This is a genomic window from Leptolyngbya sp. KIOST-1 (genome assembly GCF_000763385.1).
In the GTDB taxonomy this organism is placed as follows: domain Bacteria; phylum Cyanobacteriota; class Cyanobacteriia; order Phormidesmidales; family Phormidesmidaceae; genus Nodosilinea.
This window is the reverse complement of sequence record NZ_JQFA01000002.1, coordinates 105,092-122,126: the sequence shown is the minus strand read 5'-3', so window position 1 is coordinate 122,126 and position 17,035 is coordinate 105,092. Positions and strand designations below refer to the sequence as shown.

Annotated in this window: 18 protein-coding genes and 1 pseudogene; 3 read left to right on the top strand and 16 right to left on the bottom strand. The window is 57.0% G+C overall.

The features are described 5' to 3' along the window. Positions 1-210: 210 nt before the first annotated feature. The 3 genes from NF78_RS00590 to NF78_RS30625 form a co-directional block, all read right to left on the bottom strand. Positions 211-993 (bottom strand): sterol desaturase family protein, encoded by a 783-nt coding sequence (locus tag NF78_RS00590; protein WP_052049486.1) that lies wholly within the window; start codon positions 991-993, stop codon positions 211-213. 37 nt (positions 994-1,030) lie between these two features. Then, positions 1,031-2,740 carry a PRC-barrel domain-containing protein gene (locus NF78_RS00585; protein ID WP_035984328.1) on the bottom strand — a complete coding sequence of 570 codons (1,710 nt, stop codon included), beginning with the start codon at positions 2,738-2,740 and terminating at the stop codon, positions 1,031-1,033. 221 nt (positions 2,741-2,961) lie between these two features. Next, positions 2,962-3,138 carry a hypothetical protein gene (locus NF78_RS30625; protein ID WP_156119578.1) on the bottom strand — a complete coding sequence of 59 codons (177 nt, stop codon included), beginning with the start codon at positions 3,136-3,138 and terminating at the stop codon, positions 2,962-2,964. A 188-nt stretch (positions 3,139-3,326) separates the two neighbouring features. Here NF78_RS30625 and NF78_RS00580 point away from each other — a divergent pair, with 188 nt between their 5' ends. Continuing rightward, positions 3,327-4,649: a DUF2254 domain-containing protein gene (locus tag NF78_RS00580; RefSeq protein WP_035984327.1), complete on the top strand. Its 1,323-nt coding sequence runs from the start codon at positions 3,327-3,329 to the stop codon at positions 4,647-4,649. 33 nt (positions 4,650-4,682) lie between these two features. On the opposite strand, the gene NF78_RS00575 is transcribed toward NF78_RS00580, so the two are convergent. The 4 genes from NF78_RS00575 to NF78_RS00565 all read right to left on the bottom strand — a co-directional run bounded on the left by NF78_RS00575 (position 4,683) and on the right by NF78_RS00565 (position 7,842). Continuing rightward, positions 4,683-5,375, bottom strand: coding sequence for a CPBP family intramembrane glutamic endopeptidase (locus tag NF78_RS00575; RefSeq protein ID WP_225885186.1), 693 nt, complete (start codon positions 5,373-5,375; stop codon positions 4,683-4,685). 145 nt (positions 5,376-5,520) lie between these two features. Next, entirely contained in the window at positions 5,521-6,309 is a 789-nt protein-coding gene (locus tag NF78_RS00570; protein WP_035984323.1) for a type II CAAX endopeptidase family protein, read from the bottom strand. Further along, positions 6,306-6,899 carry a PspC domain-containing protein gene (locus NF78_RS28750; protein ID WP_225885185.1) on the bottom strand — a complete coding sequence of 198 codons (594 nt, stop codon included), beginning with the start codon at positions 6,897-6,899 and terminating at the stop codon, positions 6,306-6,308. The genes NF78_RS00570 and NF78_RS28750 overlap by 4 nt, the downstream gene beginning before the upstream one ends. Positions 6,900-7,023: 124 nt before the next feature. Further along, entirely contained in the window at positions 7,024-7,842 is an 819-nt protein-coding gene (locus tag NF78_RS00565; RefSeq protein WP_197064723.1) for a M23 family metallopeptidase, read from the bottom strand. A gap of 244 nt (positions 7,843-8,086) precedes the next feature. Here NF78_RS00565 and NF78_RS00560 point away from each other — a divergent pair, with 244 nt between their 5' ends. Continuing rightward, positions 8,087-9,169: a transposase gene (locus NF78_RS00560; protein ID WP_035984321.1), complete on the top strand. Its 1,083-nt coding sequence runs from the start codon at positions 8,087-8,089 to the stop codon at positions 9,167-9,169. A 9-nt stretch (positions 9,170-9,178) separates the two neighbouring features. On the opposite strand, the gene NF78_RS32730 is transcribed toward NF78_RS00560, so the two are convergent. The 7 genes and pseudogenes from NF78_RS32730 to NF78_RS33305 all read right to left on the bottom strand — a co-directional run. Beyond that, positions 9,179-9,310, bottom strand: coding sequence for a hypothetical protein (locus NF78_RS32730; protein WP_263970520.1), 132 nt, complete (start codon positions 9,308-9,310; stop codon positions 9,179-9,181). Between the two features lie 73 nt (positions 9,311-9,383). Beyond that, positions 9,384-10,133: a DUF6920 family protein gene (locus NF78_RS00555; protein WP_035984320.1), complete on the bottom strand. Its 750-nt coding sequence runs from the start codon at positions 10,131-10,133 to the stop codon at positions 9,384-9,386. 74 nt (positions 10,134-10,207) lie between these two features. After that, complete coding sequence (locus NF78_RS30620) at positions 10,208-10,423, bottom strand: hypothetical protein (protein WP_156119577.1); 216 nt, start codon at positions 10,421-10,423, stop codon at positions 10,208-10,210. Positions 10,424-10,841: 418 nt separating this feature from the next. Further along, on the bottom strand, positions 10,842-11,513 hold the full coding sequence (locus NF78_RS00550; RefSeq protein WP_035984319.1) for a hypothetical protein: 672 nt from the start codon (positions 11,511-11,513) through the stop codon (positions 10,842-10,844). A 516-nt stretch (positions 11,514-12,029) separates the two neighbouring features. Continuing rightward, on the bottom strand, positions 12,030-12,776 hold the full coding sequence (locus NF78_RS00545; RefSeq protein WP_072015929.1) for a fatty acid desaturase: 747 nt from the start codon (positions 12,774-12,776) through the stop codon (positions 12,030-12,032). Beyond that, positions 12,766-12,900 carry a hypothetical protein gene (locus tag NF78_RS32725; RefSeq protein ID WP_263970519.1) on the bottom strand — a complete coding sequence of 45 codons (135 nt, stop codon included), beginning with the start codon at positions 12,898-12,900 and terminating at the stop codon, positions 12,766-12,768. Before NF78_RS32725 ends, NF78_RS00545 begins: the two co-directional genes overlap by 11 nt. 558 nt (positions 12,901-13,458) lie before the next feature. Further along, positions 13,459-13,587 (bottom strand): annotated as a pseudogene (locus NF78_RS33305) (peptide chain release factor-like protein); the annotation flags it as partial. 120 nt (positions 13,588-13,707) lie between these two features. Between NF78_RS33305 and NF78_RS00530 the strand changes: the two are divergent. Next, positions 13,708-14,475: a TPM domain-containing protein gene (locus NF78_RS00530; RefSeq protein ID WP_081972444.1), complete on the top strand. Its 768-nt coding sequence runs from the start codon at positions 13,708-13,710 to the stop codon at positions 14,473-14,475. A 242-nt stretch (positions 14,476-14,717) separates the two neighbouring features. On the opposite strand, the gene NF78_RS00525 is transcribed toward NF78_RS00530, so the two are convergent. Together NF78_RS00525 and NF78_RS32715 are read right to left on the bottom strand one after the other, a co-directional pair. Then, positions 14,718-16,397 carry an NACHT domain-containing protein gene (locus NF78_RS00525; protein WP_263970517.1) on the bottom strand — a complete coding sequence of 560 codons (1,680 nt, stop codon included), beginning with the start codon at positions 16,395-16,397 and terminating at the stop codon, positions 14,718-14,720. Between the two features lie 21 nt (positions 16,398-16,418). Beyond that, complete coding sequence (locus NF78_RS32715) at positions 16,419-17,033, bottom strand: hypothetical protein (RefSeq protein WP_263970516.1); 615 nt, start codon at positions 17,031-17,033, stop codon at positions 16,419-16,421. Positions 17,034-17,035: the final 2 nt, after the last annotated feature.

Below are 17,035 nucleotides of genomic sequence, written 5' to 3'. Positions count from 1 at the left end.
CAGAACCCAACCAGCCCGAAGTCCTCGGCGGATGTTGGGTTCCGCTTCGCTGCACCCAACCTACATTGGAGATGTGTCAGGCAATCAGGTTTTTGCCAGTCAATCGGTGCTTTTGCGGAGGATTTTGAGCGATCGCAAGTCCGCTAACCGCTTCCGTTTGGGAATAACCCGATCGCCCCTCTCCTGGGAACATCCCCGGAAGAACACGGATCAGCTATTGTTGTCGATATTTTTTGACGCAAAATTATCGGATGAAAACCTGGTTAGGGTCTGGGTATAGTTGGGGTCTTGGGTGCCCAAAAGTCGATCCCAAAAGGTGAAGTAAAGCCCGTAGTGAACGGTGTATTTGAGGTGGTGGATGGAGTGGTGGGTGGGGCCAATCACCCACTGCCCCAGCCAGTGGTGGGGAAACGGGGCGGGCAGACGGTCTGGCCCCAGGTGGTTGATCACCGCCCACACGGTCATGGTGGTGAGAACGGCAATCATGGTGATGAAGTGCAGAGGCAGCAGGAACACTAGGCCGACTAAAAACAGCGCCTGCACCACCGCCTCCAGCGGGTCAAAGGCGAAGGAGGTCCAGGGGGTGGGGTAGCGCGATCGGTGGTGCCCCCGGTGGAACCAGGGAAAGAGTTTGGGGTGGTGAAACAGGCGGTGGGTGAAGTAAAAGTAGGTGTCTTGCAGCAGTAGCGCCGCTCCGTAGCTGGCCCCCAGGTACCAAAGTCCGTAGGCGCGGGGGTCGCTGTAGAGGCGGGTGAGTCCGGCACCGTGGGCAGAGAGCACGATCGCGGCGGCGATGGCAAACACCACCGCCGCGATCGCCGACAGCTGAATGTCGTGGCGAATGAGCCGCCAGGGGGGAGACTGGGGGAGCCGTCTGGAAGTCTTCCCGGAGACATAAAACGCCCAGTAGGTAAGCCCCGCTACGAGGAAATAGCGCCCGAGAATAATCCCCAAAAAGGCGAGACTGTAAAACTCAAAGGAAGTTGCTCTCAAGCGGGTTCAATCCTTGTCATGGTCGCTGTCGATGACGTTACAGTGCGGCAATTCCCGACTGGGGAGCGCGCAGGTCGTCCAGGGAGAGCTGAGGGCTGCCGGTGTAGACCGAGTTGAGCAGCAGATCCAGCACCTGGGCCTGGCGGGCGCGGGCGATCGCCTGGTGGGTAATCAGCTCGCCCACATTCAGGATCACCTCATCCTGCTGATCCAAAATGACGCGGGTCACGGGTCGCCCCAGGGCCGCCTGGATGCGTCTGGCTTCCATGGCCTGGGCGCTGCGGTGCTGCAGGGCGCTGGCGGTCTGCTGCACCTGGTGCCACAGCCCCCTGGCCTCGGCCTGGAGCTGGCTGCCGGTGTTTTGCAGGCGATCGCCCGCACCCGCCGCCGCCTGCCCGGCGCTGCCCTGAAGGGCAGCGCCCGCCGACAGGCCCACCGCTTGCAGCAGCGAATCCTCGCGATGATAGAACTTAGCCCGCTCAATCACCGCCGGGGTGACAATTTGCCCCGGTGCCACCAAAATCGAGCCGGATTCATTGCGCACCAGGTGCTGCGATCGCCTGCCCTCGGCCTGCTCTACCGTGACCCTGGCCACCGCCGCTGTCAGCTTGGCCTCCAGGGGCACCGTCCAGCTGCCCCCCACGGCGCGGTAGAGGTCATCGAGAATGCCCAGGAACTCGGCGGCATCGGCTAGTTCGTGGGTGATGTGCTGTCCCTGGAGGGCAAACAGGCTGCCCGTGGGGGTGATCACCTCGCGGTTGGCGACTTTGCCGGTGACAAAGGCTTTTTGCGCTGCCGGATCGATGATGGCGTTGGTCATGGCGGCTGCCGTGGTGCGGCCCAGTCCGTGCAGGGGTGGGGCCAGGTCCTGGGCAGTTTCGTTGGCATAGCGACCTAGATCCTGGAGGCGCTCGTTGGTGAGTTGAGCGCTTTCTTGGAACCGATCGCTGGCGGTTTGCCCCATTTCGTGTAGGGTCTCGCCCGTGGCCTGGGTGGCGGCTTGAAGGCGATCGCTGGCGGTCTCCCCAAACTCGTGGAGTCGTTCGCCCGCCCCCTGGGCCGTTGCCTGGAACCTGTCGCCTGCGGTGTGTCCCATCTCTCGCAGGGTATCGCCCGTGAGCTGGGCGGTGGCCTGCAGCTGCTCACCCGTGCGCTGACCCAGCTCCTGGAGGCGATCGCCCGTCACCTGGGCACCCTCCTGCAGCTGGTCGCCGACGGTCTGCATCGCCCCCCGCAGGCCGCCCACCTGCTCTTCCATTAGCTGGGCGGTGGCGACGGGCACAAAGGCCACATCGCGGCCAATCTTGAGGGTGTCAACGGCGGGCACAAAGGATCGCCCCGAGTAGGCATCGGCAAACAGCCCGCCCGACACCTCGTAGCCCTCCACCCGGCCATTGGTCTCATCGAAGTACAGATCGACAATCACCCCCAGATCGCGGCCATCCAGGGTGAGCAGGCGGGTGCCCTTGAGAATGGTGTTGTGGTGGATAATGGGGCCGACATCCGGCAGCCGGTGGGCATTGGCGATCGCCCCCTGGGAGGAGGTGATCACCGCATCGACGCCGATCGCCTGCACGTCGCCGAGCAGCAGCACCTGGGCGCGCTTCAGCCAGCCCCCCTCCCGCACCAAAAAGCCCAGCAGCTGGTGGCTTTCTTGGTCAAAAATCAGGTCTTTCACCACATCAAACTTTTCCCCAACGTCGTAGGAGACGATGGTTTTACCGATCACGTCTCTACCTTTAAACATGATGTAGAAGTCCTTTTTTAAGTGAATTTTGATTAAACGGTGTTGATTAAGTGATGCCAAATTCTAATCTGAACATCCCCGATCTGTAGGGACATTGCACTGCAATATTCCCAGGGGCGATGCCCCTGGGGGTATCGGTGGAGAGTTGGGGTTGTGTGCCTGGGTTGGTGCTAAACATGACCTTGGCCATGGGGTATCACCCCGGAGATTCATGGAATGCGCTAGGGGCGATCGCGCTGTAGCGACGGTTGACCCCAGGGCGATCGCTCACTGCCGAACCCAGGAATGACGTCAATCACGCCGAGATATTCCAACGATCCAGCGGTTGCGATCGCTGCGATTACCACCAGAGTCATGTACCAACTGTTGTTTGACTGTTTACCGATAAGGCGGGGCATGGCTGGTCTCCCTCGCAGTTTTGCGGTTGACGAATTAGCCGATTAGCGGTTACGTAAATTATGCTGTAGGAGGGGTTGAGCTACGGTTTGAGCCCGGTTTGAATTGATTGATTTAGTTGAAAACGTAGCAATTTTCTTCAATTCTTTCCTTGATAATTAAGGCACGCCCTCAGGAGGCTGGACGTTTGATGGAATCGGCAAAGTTAGGCAAATGGTGGGATTCCCTCAACGCTAGCTTTTGGTTTGTGCCGTCGCTCATGGTCGGTCTGGCCATTGGGCTGTCGTTTTTTACCATTGGTCTCGACCACCGCCTCAAGCCTGACATCATCAGCAATGTGAGCTGGGTGTATTCCCTGGGGCCAAGCGGGTCGCGGGCGGTGCTCTCGGCGATCGCAGGGTCGATGGTGAGCGTGGCCACCACCGCCTTTTCCATCACCATCGTGGCGCTCCAGCTGGCCTCGTCCCAGTTTGGGCCGCGGCTGCTGCGCAATTTTATGCAGGATACCGGCAACCAGGTGGTGCTGGGCACGTTCATTTCCACCTTTGTGTACTGCCTGATGGTGCTGCGCACGGTGAATGAGTCCGAGGGGCGCGAGTTTGTGCCCCATGTGGCGGTCACCTGTGCCCTTGTCCTGGCGATCGCCAGCATCGGCGTGCTGATTTATTTTCTGCACCACGCCGCCTCATCCATTCAGGTCGACAACATTATCAAAGCCGTCGGCGAAGACTTGGAGGCGGCCATCCAGCGGCTGTTTCCTGAAACCACCGAGCACAGCTTCTCCAGTCAGCCAGCCGCCGATATGCCCGCCGACTTTAACCGCCACTCCTACCCCGTCAACGCCAAAGATGACGGCTATCTTCAGGCGATTGATCAGGGCCAGCTGGTGCAGATCGCCACGGAGCACGACCTGGTGATTCAGGTGCAGTCGCGGGCCGGTCGCTTCGTGGTGCAGGGTAGCGAACTGGCGCGGGTCTTCCCCAAAGACAAGGTCAATAAGCCGCTGACCGCCCAGATTGAGAAGGCCTTTGTGCTGGGATCTAAACGCACCAACCAGCAGGATCTGGAATTTTCCATCAACCAGCTGGTGGAGATTGCGGTGCGAGCCCTGTCCCCAGGCATCAACGATCCCTTTACCGCCGTTCGCTGCATCGACCAAATTAGCGCCACCCTGTGCCAACTGGCCCGGCGCGACATCCCCTCGCCCTACCGCTCCGACGACCAAGCCCAGCTGCGATTGGCGCTGCCATCCCTGACCTTTGTCGATGTCACCGATGCCGCCTTCAACCAGATTCGGCAGAATGGGCGATCGAGCGTGGCGGTGACCCTGCGGCTGCTGGAGGCGATCGCCGTCATTGCCCCCTTCACCTACCGCCCCGCCGACCGCGCCGCCCTCCGCCGCCAGGCCCAGATGATTGAGCGCGGCAGCCAGGATGCCATCGCCGAAGCCCTCGACCGCCAGGATATTCAAACGCAATACGCAGCCACTATCCGTGCGATCGAGCAGCTCTAAGGAAAGTGATCTGAGTTGCAGGTTGTAAGCCCGCTACTCTAGTTGCATGGGCAGGCGGGGTTCCGCATCGCACAATAGACCGAGGGCGATCGCCACAAGCAGTCCTACTGCCAGCCCATAGGGTCGTAGATTACTACCATCCGGCATCACCATGACCGGTATGACCCAGGCCCAAGCATTGACCGCAGTATGCAGCACGAGAGCAGGCAACACACTCCCTTCGGTATGGTTAAATAGCCAGGCAAACAGCACCGATAGAGCTACTGTGCTCACCATAAATAGCCCAGCTGGAATGTGACTTTGCGCCGTGTCGGCCATATAAAACAGTGGCAGGTGCCACGCGCCCCACACCATGCCCAACACAAGGCTAGCCACGCGCCAGCTATAGCGCTCTTGCAAAACAGGCAATGCATACCCTCGCCAGCCAAATTCCTCACCCAGCGGGCCGCCCAGCACCAGCACCAGCCCAAAGTTCACCACGGCTAGGAGCACACGCCCGGATGCGGGGGACGGAGCGATCGTGCCGCCCAAGGCGATGTGCCCAGCGGCGGCCAATCCCATGACCGCCAGGGGCAAGAAAAACGAGAGTGCTAGCCAACGCCAGCCAACCCGCCATTGCAGCGATCGCCTGAGCCAACGATGCAGCCCATCCTGTCCACTGGAATACCTCACCACTGCGATCGCCGCGATACCAGGGCCAAAACTCCCCGCGAAAAACAGCACCATACCTAAAGTGGGCAACTGAGGTCTGACAACCGCAAACAGCAGCCAGCAGATCCAAGACCAAGCAAACGCCAAAGCAAAGAATGCCAAAAGGCGCGGGTAAAAGCCAAATTTATTGCGATGTGTCATTGGTGTTATTGACCTATTATTAGCCCGCATAAACCCGTTTTTGGCGAGAGAGACTTGCTTTTCCAAACACTGCAATCAGGATAATAGCCACCACACAATTTACAAGAGCGTATGCGATAGGGGATACCCCAGGTATAAATGCGCCAAAAATATTCCCTGAACCATGCAAAAGCGCCACTAGCAAAATATTGCCTTTAGTACTGTTGTAAATCCAGGTGTATACAAAAGCATCTGCCACGATGCTGATAAACCAGAGAAAAGGGTACTCAGACATCGCACCCGACAAAAAGAAAAGTGGTAAATGCCATAACCCCCATAATGTGCCCACAATCAGAGTAGAAACCAAGGCATTATGTCGTTTTTGCAAGCGTGGTAAGGCAAAGCCACGCCACCCAATTTCTTCGCAGGTATTGGCGAGGAAATTGACCGTGAAACTGAAAATGACATAGGGAGATAGAACGGCTGGTGGCATGGTGATGGTTACGGACAAGCCCAGTAATCTTGTGATAACTTGCGCTGTAATGAGAAGAACCGCAGGCCCCAGCACTGCGACGACATACCAAACTGGGGCAACCCGCCATCGGATCAGTCCCTTGAGCAAATCTCCAACCCCTGCCCAACCATACGCCACCTGTGCCACAATCACAGCCGCAAGTGCAGGGCCAATGGCATAAAAGATGGAAAGAACTAGGAAGTAAGTGCGGTAAAGTGGGGCAATATCTCGCGAGGCTAAGACCACTGATACCATGCCAATCCATGAAATACCAAAGGCCAGGACATAAAACCAGGTAACAGGATATTTTCTCATTTTCCACTATCTCCTTTGACGTCGACTTGTTGCTGTAATCGCGGCTCGATTGAGAACGCCAACCAACACCACAGGTACAGAAAAATAAATCCAGGGATGACGATCGCTAAAACAACCGTGACGATCCGGATCACTGCAAGAGGCTGATGCCAACGCTGGGCGAGAGCTGAACAGACGCCTGCAATTACTTTGTGGTGGCGACTCCGGTAAAAAACAGCAGGGGTTTCGCCCGAAGTGCCGCCTGTAGTTCGCGATCGCCGATGTTGTAAAATTCCGGAAATCAGCAACCCGATCACGCCTAAAATCGCGGATGGAATGGCAAAAATTGCCAGCCAGTGCGCCATCGCTAGCCCAGAAATAACGTCTCCCAGCCAAACTGGGGAAGGACAGCGAAAGCGGATTGCCTCTGCCGAGCAACCAAAGCGCTTAGCCGATCCGAATGCGCCCCAAGTCAGGAGAAACGGAGAAATTCCATAGACGACGCAAAGGCTCAACAAAAACAAGTGCCCGCGGGTCGAAAGCCTTCGGAAAAATGCGATTGTGGCGATCGCAGGGCCAACCAATAAAAAGAGAAATGCAATAAGCGCCACAATATAGAACCTAAGTAATGGGATGAAATACGCTCAAACCAGCACAGCCTCAGGCGATCGCCTGAGCGACCCAGGCATCTCTGTCCAGTTCTTTGAGTTGGGCGGATTGTGCCTGAGTCATGGTTCAGTCTCTAAAGGGGGGCGTGGTCACACGATCGCTGCGAGTGAGAAAACGGCCATTGAAGCGCACCGGCAATGGGTCGCCGGACAGGGGCATAGCTAAAGAGCCCGATCGCTGGGCGTGAATATGAAGGTGGGGTTCGCCGCTGGCCCCAGAATTGCCAACCTCGGCAATGGCGTCCCCGACGGCAACAGCCATGCCCGATTGCACCAAGAGACTCTGGGGACGAAAATGGACCAGGATGACCTCGTACGCGCCGCAGCGCAGAATCACATGATTTCCAGCCCGGTTGATCAGGTCAATCTCTGGGATGGTCATATCTGGGAAGCCGTCAATCGCCTGCACCACCTGCCCTGCACAGGGAGCAAACACTGGCGCACCGTAGATCAAGTACTCCGCAGGGTGCTTAGGAACGATGCCGGGCGATCGCAACCCCCACCGATTAACCTGAATGATATCGGTACCGTAACTTTGGCCCCGATAGGCTCGAAAACGCGGTACTGACTCGTCTAAGGTTTTTAGGTGAGCATTGATGCGAATATTGCTACCGCCATTGACGATCAGAAAATTGTCACCCCGCAGCGGAAAGGTAAGGTCGACAGCGGTTGCAGCCGCAGGAAACTGCCCCGTCCAACTGAGCACCGCCTCATTGCCTGCGTACAGCCCAAAGGCGACGAAGCCCACAATCATCACCCACCCCGGCCAGCTCAATGGCATGCGGCGCTTGGGCTGTTGCCTCAGAAACCCCAGCCCCAACGCCAGCACAAATAGCACTCCATAGAGATAAGGCGTCCACCAGGGTGGAAAAATCCAGATACCCATACGGGCGATCATGACCAGGGCGACTCTTTGACTGACAAAAGTTTCCTGAGAGCTGCTGAACAGCTTGTGGCGCGGTAGTTTCAGGGATTGGAGGAAGAAGTGGGGAGCCAGCGTTCTAAGCTTAGATACCACTCAAAAGCGTAGATGCTGTGAAAAAAACTCCCCTCTCTACAATGCCCTGAATGCCTGGTTGGGTCAATCGGTGTCCTGGGCGCATCGTAGCCATCTGACGACCTGCCTGTGGATGGTAGTGGCCTTGCTCCAGCGTGGAGAAATCAACCTGACGCGCTGGCTGCCCTATGTGCCGTGTCGAGGGGTGCAGGCGCAAAGTAAACAACGACGGCTCAGCCGCTGGCTGCACAATAGCCGTATCAACGTCCATCGCCTGTACAAGCCCTTGATTCAGGAGGCATTAGCCCATTGGGATGAGGACTGTTTATATCTGAGCTTGGACACCTCGCTGTTCTGGGATGAGTATTGCCTGATTCGGCTAGCGGTGGTGCATCGAGGCCGGGCGTTGCCCGTGGTCTGGCGGGTGCTCCAGCACCGCAGTGCGTCTGTGGCCTTCGACGAGTATCAGGAGATGCTCTACCAAGCCGCCCACCGATTGCCCCAGGGAGTGAAGGTGGTCGTGCTGGCTGACCGGGGCTTCATTCACACCGATGCTATGAGCGCGATTACGGCTGAACTCGGGTGGCACTACCGCATCCGCATCAAGCGCGATACCTGGATTTGGCGGGCCGGTCACGGGTGGTGTCGATTGAAGGACATTCGTCTTCAGCGGGGGGAGGCCCTCTGTTGGCACACCGTGAAGCTCCACAAAGGGGAGTGGTACGGCCCGGTGCATATTGCCTTTGGCTATAACAACCTCAATGGCGAGTTCTGGGCCATCGTCAGCGATGAACCCACCCGCCTGCACACCTTCGAGGAATACGGCTTGCGCTTTGACATTGAGGAGGCCTTTCTCGATGACCAATCCAACGGCTGGAATCTCCAAAAATCTGAAATTCGCTCCCTCTGTGCCCTCTCCCGGCTTTGGTTCCTCTTGGCCGTCGCGACCCTCTATGTCACCGCCCAAGGCCTCGAGGTCGTCGCCGCTGGCAAACGGCGCTGGGTTGACCCCCATTGGTTTCGCGGCAATAGCTACTTCCGCATTGGATGGGATTGGCTGAAAACCGCACTAGAAAATGGGTGGCCACTCATCCGTCATGTCTGGTTCACCCACAACCGCGATCCTGAACCCGCGATGGCCTCTCGCAAACAGCATGAGCAGCGCACCTATCGAATCGAGTTCAAAATACACACGTACTCCTACGCCGCCGATTAGTTTTGTCAGTCAACCAGCCAGGGCGATCGCCGTCATTAGAGATTGAATCCCAATACCCAACAGATTGCGAGGCGGCACAAAGGCCAACCACCCAATTAAGAGTAGGGGAACCAGAATCTGGATCAGGATTAAGATCGTCATCGCTGACCTCGTTATTACATCTTTTTAATCAACCCGGATTTCCTCAAATCGGACTTTTTGAAACTAGAAACTATTACTGATAGATGGCATCATCAATGGTGGCTCGGAAGAACTCGCCTTCTGCCTCAAATCGCTCGGTGCCAAAATACCACCCAACCCGCAGACGGGTTGGAATCGTGTAGCCGCAGAAGGTGCCTTCTTCTTCTACAATCGCCCCGAAATCCACATAGCGCTGTTCCGCACCGTCTGGGTTGCCCCAGCGAGGCAGTTTCGCAGTTTTGAGTCGCCCTGCCTGGTCAATGGTCAAGTCAAGTTCTGCCTGTTCACCCTGGGCCATAAAACTGGCATGGAGGTGCGAGGCCTCTGGGCTACTCCAGGTCACATCACCCAGACAAAGCGCCGATGGCAACAGCATTAACTCAGTGTGGAAGCGCCCCGCCGCCGATCGGGTAATATCATCACCGGTTCCGGTCATCACCGGGAACAGCCCCAACAGCTTCCACTGCATGGCCCCAACGCTATCAATGATCCGATCTGATCCCACAATGGGTAAGCGGTTCATCCAGGCGGTGGCACTCCAAATAAAGCCGCGATCCCAACAGACAACTTGCTCTGCGGTGAAGGGAATCCAGCTCTTGAGTTTGATTTCACCATGCATTTTGAGCCGCACGGCTGATGCGATCACAGTTCCAGGTGCGATCGCATGGTCAAGATACCGTCTTGCGGCTTCTGGCAAATGAGCAACGTCACTGGGGCTGAATACATGCTCCTGAGATAGTGCTAACCCCCACAAGGCATCAAGGGAAAGCTGGTTAGTTCTCATATGGCCATCCGATGTAATTACTAAAGAGAAAGAGACCTGAAAGGCTTATCCCCCAACCATATCTATTTCAGAAATTAAATAGGATTGCTATATTGATTAGGATTTTCTGAAAATGCTCTCTTGAGGATCAGGTAAAATCCAACATCATTCCCAAAAAACATTACAGAATCGAGGGCGACAAACTCCCATCCTTCCATAGAGAGACGATTAAGGTGACTCTCAATTTTCCTGGCTTTTTGTCTGGTCGTCAGGCACAGCCAATCGCTGATTACTTTATATTGTGTTGCCACGGGCTCTTCTCCCTGTCTTTTGTGTGATTACACCAGGCTTGTCAACCTATTGCAACTAACCTCGAAAACTAATATCTCCCCATCTATGTCAAAGTTGTGTTTGATTTAATAGGGTAAATTTATTAGCCACAAGACTTAACATGAGAACTTTGCTAAAAACCAGGATGGAGCGATCGCATAGTCTTTTTTCGACATACCATTGTCTATTTAAAAAATGCATAAAAACTTCGTACAACCAACTGTACTGGGGACGCATCTAGAGCTAGGGGGACTACCAGCCAAAGCTAGCAATCCCCCTTAGCTTCCCCTTTTGGAGGGGAACTTTGAAGCGAACTCAGACCCCCCTTTTCAAGGGGGGCAGGGGAGATCCCTCAACTGTTGCATATACCCAGTTACCTCCGCCTCGCAGTACTAGATCCTAAACCCTGGCTGGGGCGTACTTGGAGGTGGTGCGAGCGCCGCGAGTGCCCACATTGGCACCAAATAGAGCCGACCCCAGGGCCAACAGCGAGCCAATAAAGAATGACCAGCCCGCTTTCGCCGCATTGCCCGCAATATCTCGGGTTTGATCGGCGGTAACATTGGGGGCTGCGTCCGGTACCGTCAGCCCGCCCTGCTGGGCCTGGTTAATGGCTTCACCGGCGTTGGAGGCCACAATGCCAAAGGCACCGGAAACCCCAGCGGAGAGCAGCCAGGCGCTAATGGCCAGGGTGGTGGCCCACAGGATCGTGGCATTGAGCAGGGCGCTGCTTTTGTTCATCGGGCCAGCGGCTCGCGCAGTCACCCACCCGCCCACAAACAGGGCAATCAGCAGGCTAATAATCGACCAAATCCCCACCGCCGAGCCGACATCGCCGAGGTTAGAGCGGGGCGCACCGGAATTGGCAATGGTGGTGAGGCCAACGGCAACCCCCAGGGCACCGAGAACAAGCTGAGTGGCGATCGCCGTAAACAAACCGGCAAAAATTGGTCCCCAGCGCACAATGTCGTGATATTCCCGACTTGAGCTGACCACGGCAGGCTCGCCATAATTTCCCAAGGGCTGGCTGTCCCGGGGTTGATCGCCAATAGGTTGATTAGAGTAGGTCATTGTCATTTCCTGATAAAGTAAACGCCGATCAGTAATCGAACGATCCAGTGACAGCACGCGTCAGTTTTTTTGCTGCCGCTGCAAAGGGTTTACATCAACTCAATAGTTGCGGCCGATTAAACGTTTTTCTGACACCAAATCCAGCTTGTATACCCTCCGACTTGCGTGGACATTGCAGTGCAATGCCCCTACGGGATCTTTGTTTTGAATTGGGCTCGAGCGAGGTGAATTGGATAGCAGACTCTCGCAGGGGACTGCCCTGGAGAATTTGGCTTACGGTCGACGGTAAAAATCGATTGACTGAGAAACGGCAACGGAAAACTGCCTGAGACAGTCGAAGAGCTAAGCAGATTTGATGGCCATGCCTCCATACTACAGCGTCAATAAAAAACAAGAACCCGTCTTTCGACACAGATTTAAAAGTGTTAAATTTTCCTTCAAAGTTTCGATATTGAGTTGATATAAATGGCGAATAAATTTATCTTACCGGTGTCAATCAGCTGATCTTTCTGGCATCTAGTGATTGACCTGATGCTGCTGTTGCTGGCGACGGATGGAAGGCAGGCTATACCAGGGCAGATTGGGGTATTCGTGGTGCTCCCAGTGGTAGCCAAAGTGGTAGCAGGTCAGCAGTGAAATCACAAACGGATAGTTGCTGCTAACGGCATGGTGGGTGCCCCCAGCGGTTTCTGAGCGGTGGGGGAGATAGGTGCCAAAAAAGAACAGCTGCAATGAGCTGAGCACGATCGGCACAAACCAGAACAGGGCTAGATTGGCGATCGCAATGTGCAGCCCAAACCGAGCCACCAGCACGATGGCGATGATTTTGAACAGCATGGCGGCTCTTTCTCTGCCGTTCATATAGCCCTCCATAAATCGCCAATACCAGAGAAAAAAGCTGCGGTGAGTGCCATCGTGGAAGTCGGGATCCTGGGCTTGGCCAGGATATCGGTGGTGCTGCCAGTGGTTGAGCGAGAGCTTTTGGTAGGGCAGCAGGGCGTAGAGCGTGACGGCTAGGCGCCCAATGGCGTGGTTCAGGCGGCGATCGCCCGGTGCAATCACCCCGTGAATGGCATCGTGGGCCAGAATAAACAGGCCGGTTTGACTGTAGGTGCGCCCTAAAACCGCCGGCAGAACCCACAGCCATTGACGCTGCCCCAGGTCAACCGCCAGGAGCAACCCCAGACTTAACATCCAGACCAACACCATCCCCGAGGCAATTAAAACCCCCGCCAAAGGATCTGGGTTTGGGTCATGCCGCATATAAATCGGCCTCGCTCAGCAGTACCGTAGTTTCTCCACCAACTCTGCCAAAGTCCGGCTCTGGCCCCGATGTCATCTCAATGGTGTAGAACCAGGTTTCAGCCTCATATATAAAGTTTTTCACAGAACCCTCGCCACCCCAAAAACTGACCTGCTGGGCCCGGCAAAAGCTAGGTAATCCAATCAATCCCTGATCCATAGGACGCCCTCCACAATTTCTCACGGTAATAGAGGGGCGCTTGATTACTGGATTAAATCTAGTTCCCCCCGAGTTTGTGTCGAGTAAAATAGAGGGAAAGCGCTCAGGAGGCCAACCCGATGGCCAAGCAACGACGGAAGCGTGGAACCGCAGGCGATAAAACGATTTGTCTCCCCATTGCAGACGACCTCGACTACGCCACTTTGGTGGAAGATCGGGAGGCCTTTCGTCAGTATCTCGACGAGCAGATTGCGGCTCACCCTGAACTGTTCCCCGAAGGCATTGAGGCCGGTTATCGCTTTCACGGATGGGTCGAGTCCTCCCGCCAGCAGATTAAGACCCGACGGATTTTGCTGCCGAGGACGAAGGAGGCCTATCAACTGCGTCCGGATTTTGTGATGCCGTACATGAGCGAAACCGCAGAAATGGCGGATAAAGCCCTCTACCTGAGGAAGCATGGTCTGGCGTTTGAGGGCATTGCCGAATGTCAAAGCGCAGGTGAATGGCGGTGGCCACCTTGTTCACGTTTTGGCCCCCCGCCCCCTGGGAGCGAACGGCGCTCAGCTCGATTTCGCTGAGGGGAATAGCGGTGCGGGGCGTGATTTGCAGCATGGGAGACAGCGGGCATCTATCTCCACCATAGCCCCATCCCCAGCGGAAAGGAACCGAGCCGGGAGGCAGACTGCGCTGGCTGGGGAATGCTTGAACCAGTCGTTCGCTGAGTATCCTGGTATGTGGATCAAGTCTGTCACTGACCGATCGCTTTGGAGAGTGGGGCCAGGGCGATCGCGCTATTGGCTACTGGGGCTAGTGAGCGCGATCGCCCTGTTGCTGCTTGCGCTCGCGGGTCCAGCCCAGGCGGCTTATCCTGCTTTTTTAGATGCCTATGTCAACGACTATGGCCAGGTGCTCAGCGACGGCGAAAAGAGCTTGGCCAGGGCTCAGCTAGACCAGTTTCGCCGTCGCACTGGAGTCCACGCGGTGCTGCTGACGGTAAACTCGATCTACGACTACGGCACGGGCGATGCCGCCCTCGAACCCTTTGCCACCAACCTGTTCAATACCTGGGGGATTGGCGATGCCGGACGCAACGACGGCATTTTGCTGCTGGTGGCCCCCGGCGATCGCCAGGTCCGCATCGAGCTGGGCATGGGCTACGATCGCAGCTACGACCGGGTCGCCCAGGCCATCGTAGACGACGCCATGCTGCCCCAGTTCAGGCAGGGCAATATTGGCCAGGGCACGCTGATCGGCGTCAACCAAATTGTCCAGAAGTTTGACCCCAGCAGTCCGCCAGCGGTCAACCCGGTGCTGGCCTACCTGCCTCCCGAACTAACCGAATGGGTGTCGCCCCAGGTTGCAATTGGCGGCGGCCTGGCGGCGGGCGGAGTCGGCCTATTTGCGGGAGGGTTGGCCCTCAAGCGGCTACAGCGATACCGCCCGCGCCACTGCGGCCTGCTGCAGGGCGTTCACACAATAACTGGGTGCGCAATCTGCTGATTGCCTCATCGTTGAATGGCAGAAGGCCGTTGCCCAAGAAAGCTGACACAAAATAAGTTGGAACTAGGATTAAATTGGTTGACCCCCTTGGCCCAGGGTAAACTTCAGTAAGCTTCGGGTTGATTTGGGCACCGCGATCGCTGCTTCCAATACTGAAACCAAATCCTATCTGTATATCCCCGATTTGTAGGGGCATTGCACTGCAATGCCCCTACGAGGTAGGGAGCTGAGGGCCCTACCCCTCACTCCCCCTGCCATTCCCGATCCTCCAGCTCCTTCTGGGGCAGCAGCAGCGTGGCTTCAATTTCCTGTCGAATGGTTGCGGTCACTTCGCAGTTGCTGTTGAGGCAATCCACCAGCAGCTGGTTGGCGTCGTAGTAGCGCTTGAGCACCTGCTCTTGCTCGGGGCTAAACTGCCAGGGGTGGTGAATATTGCGGTAGTGCATAATCGTGCTTTTGAGCTGCTCCACCCAGGTCGAGTAGTTGTCTTGCCACCAGGCTTGCAGCCGCTCCTGGTGTTGGTTAGAGGCGGGCAGCTGGTCTTTAATTTGCTGTAGCGACTTGTAAAACCCCGCATCGAGCACCATAACCAGAATATTTTTGAGGGCTTCGCTACAGGCATGGGCATAGGCAAAATCTTGGCTGTGGTCAATGGCAAACTCCATCAGCAAATTTTCCAGCGCCGCATCGAGAAAGATGCCCTGGTCGAGGGTGCTGGCCAGGGCAAACTGGTCGGCGGCGCGGGGGCTTTGGGCCAGGGCCAGGTAAAAGGCGCGGGTGGTGGCCAGCTTGGGTTCGGGGGGAACCGTCTGGGATTTCTCGCTGGCCCACCGCAAAAAATCTTGCAGGTGCGGGTCCTGGGCCACCAGGGCGTCGATCTCCTGCTTCATCAGCTGCACCAGGGAGTCGGCGCTGCGCAGCATGGCGGCAGTGAGCAAAAATACCTCGTGCCAGTGGGGGTCGGTGATGTGGCTGACCAGCCCGCCCAGGGCCTGTTCCAGTGCGCTGAGGTTGTGGGTGGCGACGATCTTGCGCGCCGTTAAGTATTCCTGAAACGCCAGGTAGGAAAACGAAAAAATCCCCCGCGCCCGCTCGATCAGCAGCCCGTGCTGGGCCTCGATCGCCTTCAGCATGGCCTCACTTTCCAGCTGGAGTTCTTCGGGCTCCAGGTTTGCCCCTGGCAAATTTTGCAGGTAGTCTTCGATGTACTGCTCGATGGTGCGCTGCTCAAAAAAGTACTGCCCCTGCTCGAAGGTGACGGCGGCCAGCTGACTCAGCAGCCGCATTTTTTGGGGCAGCAAAAACCCGCGATAGGCGTCGTCGCGCTCCACGCCCTTGGTCTCATCCCACTTGCCCAGCAGCAGGTCGAGGCCCTGTTTATAAAAGGCGGTGCGCTTGCTGGGAAACTGCCCTTCCCCCTGAAACACCCAGCAGGCCAGGTGCAAAAACAAAGGCGTGACCACCAGCTGGCGAAACTGCCAGTTTTCGGGCAAGTCCAGCTTTTCCATAAACTCCGCCGCCTGGGCCTGTCCTTCGGGGGTGGCGGCCCGGCCCAGGGCCACAAACCACTTTTGGGCAAAGGTAGCAATCTGCGCCGGGCTAAAGGGGGCGATTTCGACATCGGTAAAGCCGCGCAGGGCCAGCTTTTGGGCTGCCGTGCGGCAGGAGATTACGTAGCGATTGCGGTGGTACTGGTCGGAAAACCGGCGGATCTCTCGCAGAACGGCGTTGATATCCTGGTTGAGCACCTCATCCAGGCCGTCCATCAGGATCAGCAGGCGGCCTTCGGTGAGCAGGGTTTCGAGCTGGGGGGCGGTGATACCGGTGGTCAGCAGCGTTTGGTGCAGATAGCTGAACAGGCTGAGGTCGTCCCCGCGCTTGGTGGCTTCGGCAAACTCCCGCAGGGCCATAAAGACGGGCACCTGGTCGGCGGCGAACTCGCCCTAGTTGCACTGCACCGCCAGGTGTTGCAGAAAGGTGGTTTTGCCCACCCCCGGCTTGCCCAGCACCCTCAGCTTGGCGTAGGTTTTGACCGCCTCCAGGCCCGGCATTTGGGGAATGTCGACCCCCCCCAGCCCCACCCGGTCAAACTCGGTCGGGGCCAGGGTATTGAGCTCGGCGATGTCCAGCCACTGCTGGTTGGCGACGGCTTCGAGAATGTTGACATCGACGTAGATGTCGTCGATGTTGACCGGGCGGCCAATGTCAAGCAGCTGCAAAATGCCGCACTGGTGCTGGATGGTGTCGTAGTGCTGCGATCGCACCTCGGCCACCAGTTCATCCACTGTCAGCGGCGGCGGCGTCAGCTCCTCCCCCGGTTCCAAAAAGTCGGCGGGCGGGTCGGCGGCCACCTCTCGCCAGTCGAGGTCGAGCACCTGGCACAGCTCCATGAAAATCTGCCGATCCACCGGCTGCCCGGTGAAAAAGCGCCAGATCGGCTGCCGGGTCTTGAGGTTGACCTCCCCGGCCAGGTTGTCCTGGGTCCATCCTTTGAGCGCAAACGCGCGCTTAGCCCGCTGAATCCCAGCGGGCGATGCTCGGAGCGATCGCTTGGCCATAC

Coding starts and splice junctions, on each gene's coding strand:
- NF78_RS00565 (WP_197064723.1), bottom strand. CDS start 7,842: ATGGGTATCTGGATTTTTCCACCCTGGTGGACGCCTTATCTCTATGGA.
- NF78_RS00575 (WP_225885186.1), bottom strand. CDS start 5,375: ATGGTGCTGTTTTTCGCGGGGAGTTTTGGCCCTGGTATCGCGGCGATC.
- NF78_RS32730 (WP_263970520.1), bottom strand. CDS start 9,310: ATGACGATCTTAATCCTGATCCAGATTCTGGTTCCCCTACTCTTAATT.
- NF78_RS00555 (WP_035984320.1), bottom strand. CDS start 10,133: ATGAGAACTAACCAGCTTTCCCTTGATGCCTTGTGGGGGTTAGCACTA.
- NF78_RS00550 (WP_035984319.1), bottom strand. CDS start 11,513: ATGACCTACTCTAATCAACCTATTGGCGATCAACCCCGGGACAGCCAG.
- NF78_RS30625 (WP_156119578.1), bottom strand. CDS start 3,138: ATGCCCCGCCTTATCGGTAAACAGTCAAACAACAGTTGGTACATGACT.
- NF78_RS00545 (WP_072015929.1), bottom strand. CDS start 12,776: ATGCGGCATGACCCAAACCCAGATCCTTTGGCGGGGGTTTTAATTGCC.
- NF78_RS32715 (WP_263970516.1), bottom strand. CDS start 17,033: ATGGCCAAGCGATCGCTCCGAGCATCGCCCGCTGGGATTCAGCGGGCT.
- NF78_RS00580 (WP_035984327.1), top strand. CDS start 3,327: ATGGAATCGGCAAAGTTAGGCAAATGGTGGGATTCCCTCAACGCTAGC.
- NF78_RS00530 (WP_081972444.1), top strand. CDS start 13,708: ATGTGGATCAAGTCTGTCACTGACCGATCGCTTTGGAGAGTGGGGCCA.
- NF78_RS00585 (WP_035984328.1), bottom strand. CDS start 2,740: ATGTTTAAAGGTAGAGACGTGATCGGTAAAACCATCGTCTCCTACGAC.
- NF78_RS00570 (WP_035984323.1), bottom strand. CDS start 6,309: ATGAGAAAATATCCTGTTACCTGGTTTTATGTCCTGGCCTTTGGTATT.
- NF78_RS00560 (WP_035984321.1), top strand. CDS start 8,087: ATGGTAGTGGCCTTGCTCCAGCGTGGAGAAATCAACCTGACGCGCTGG.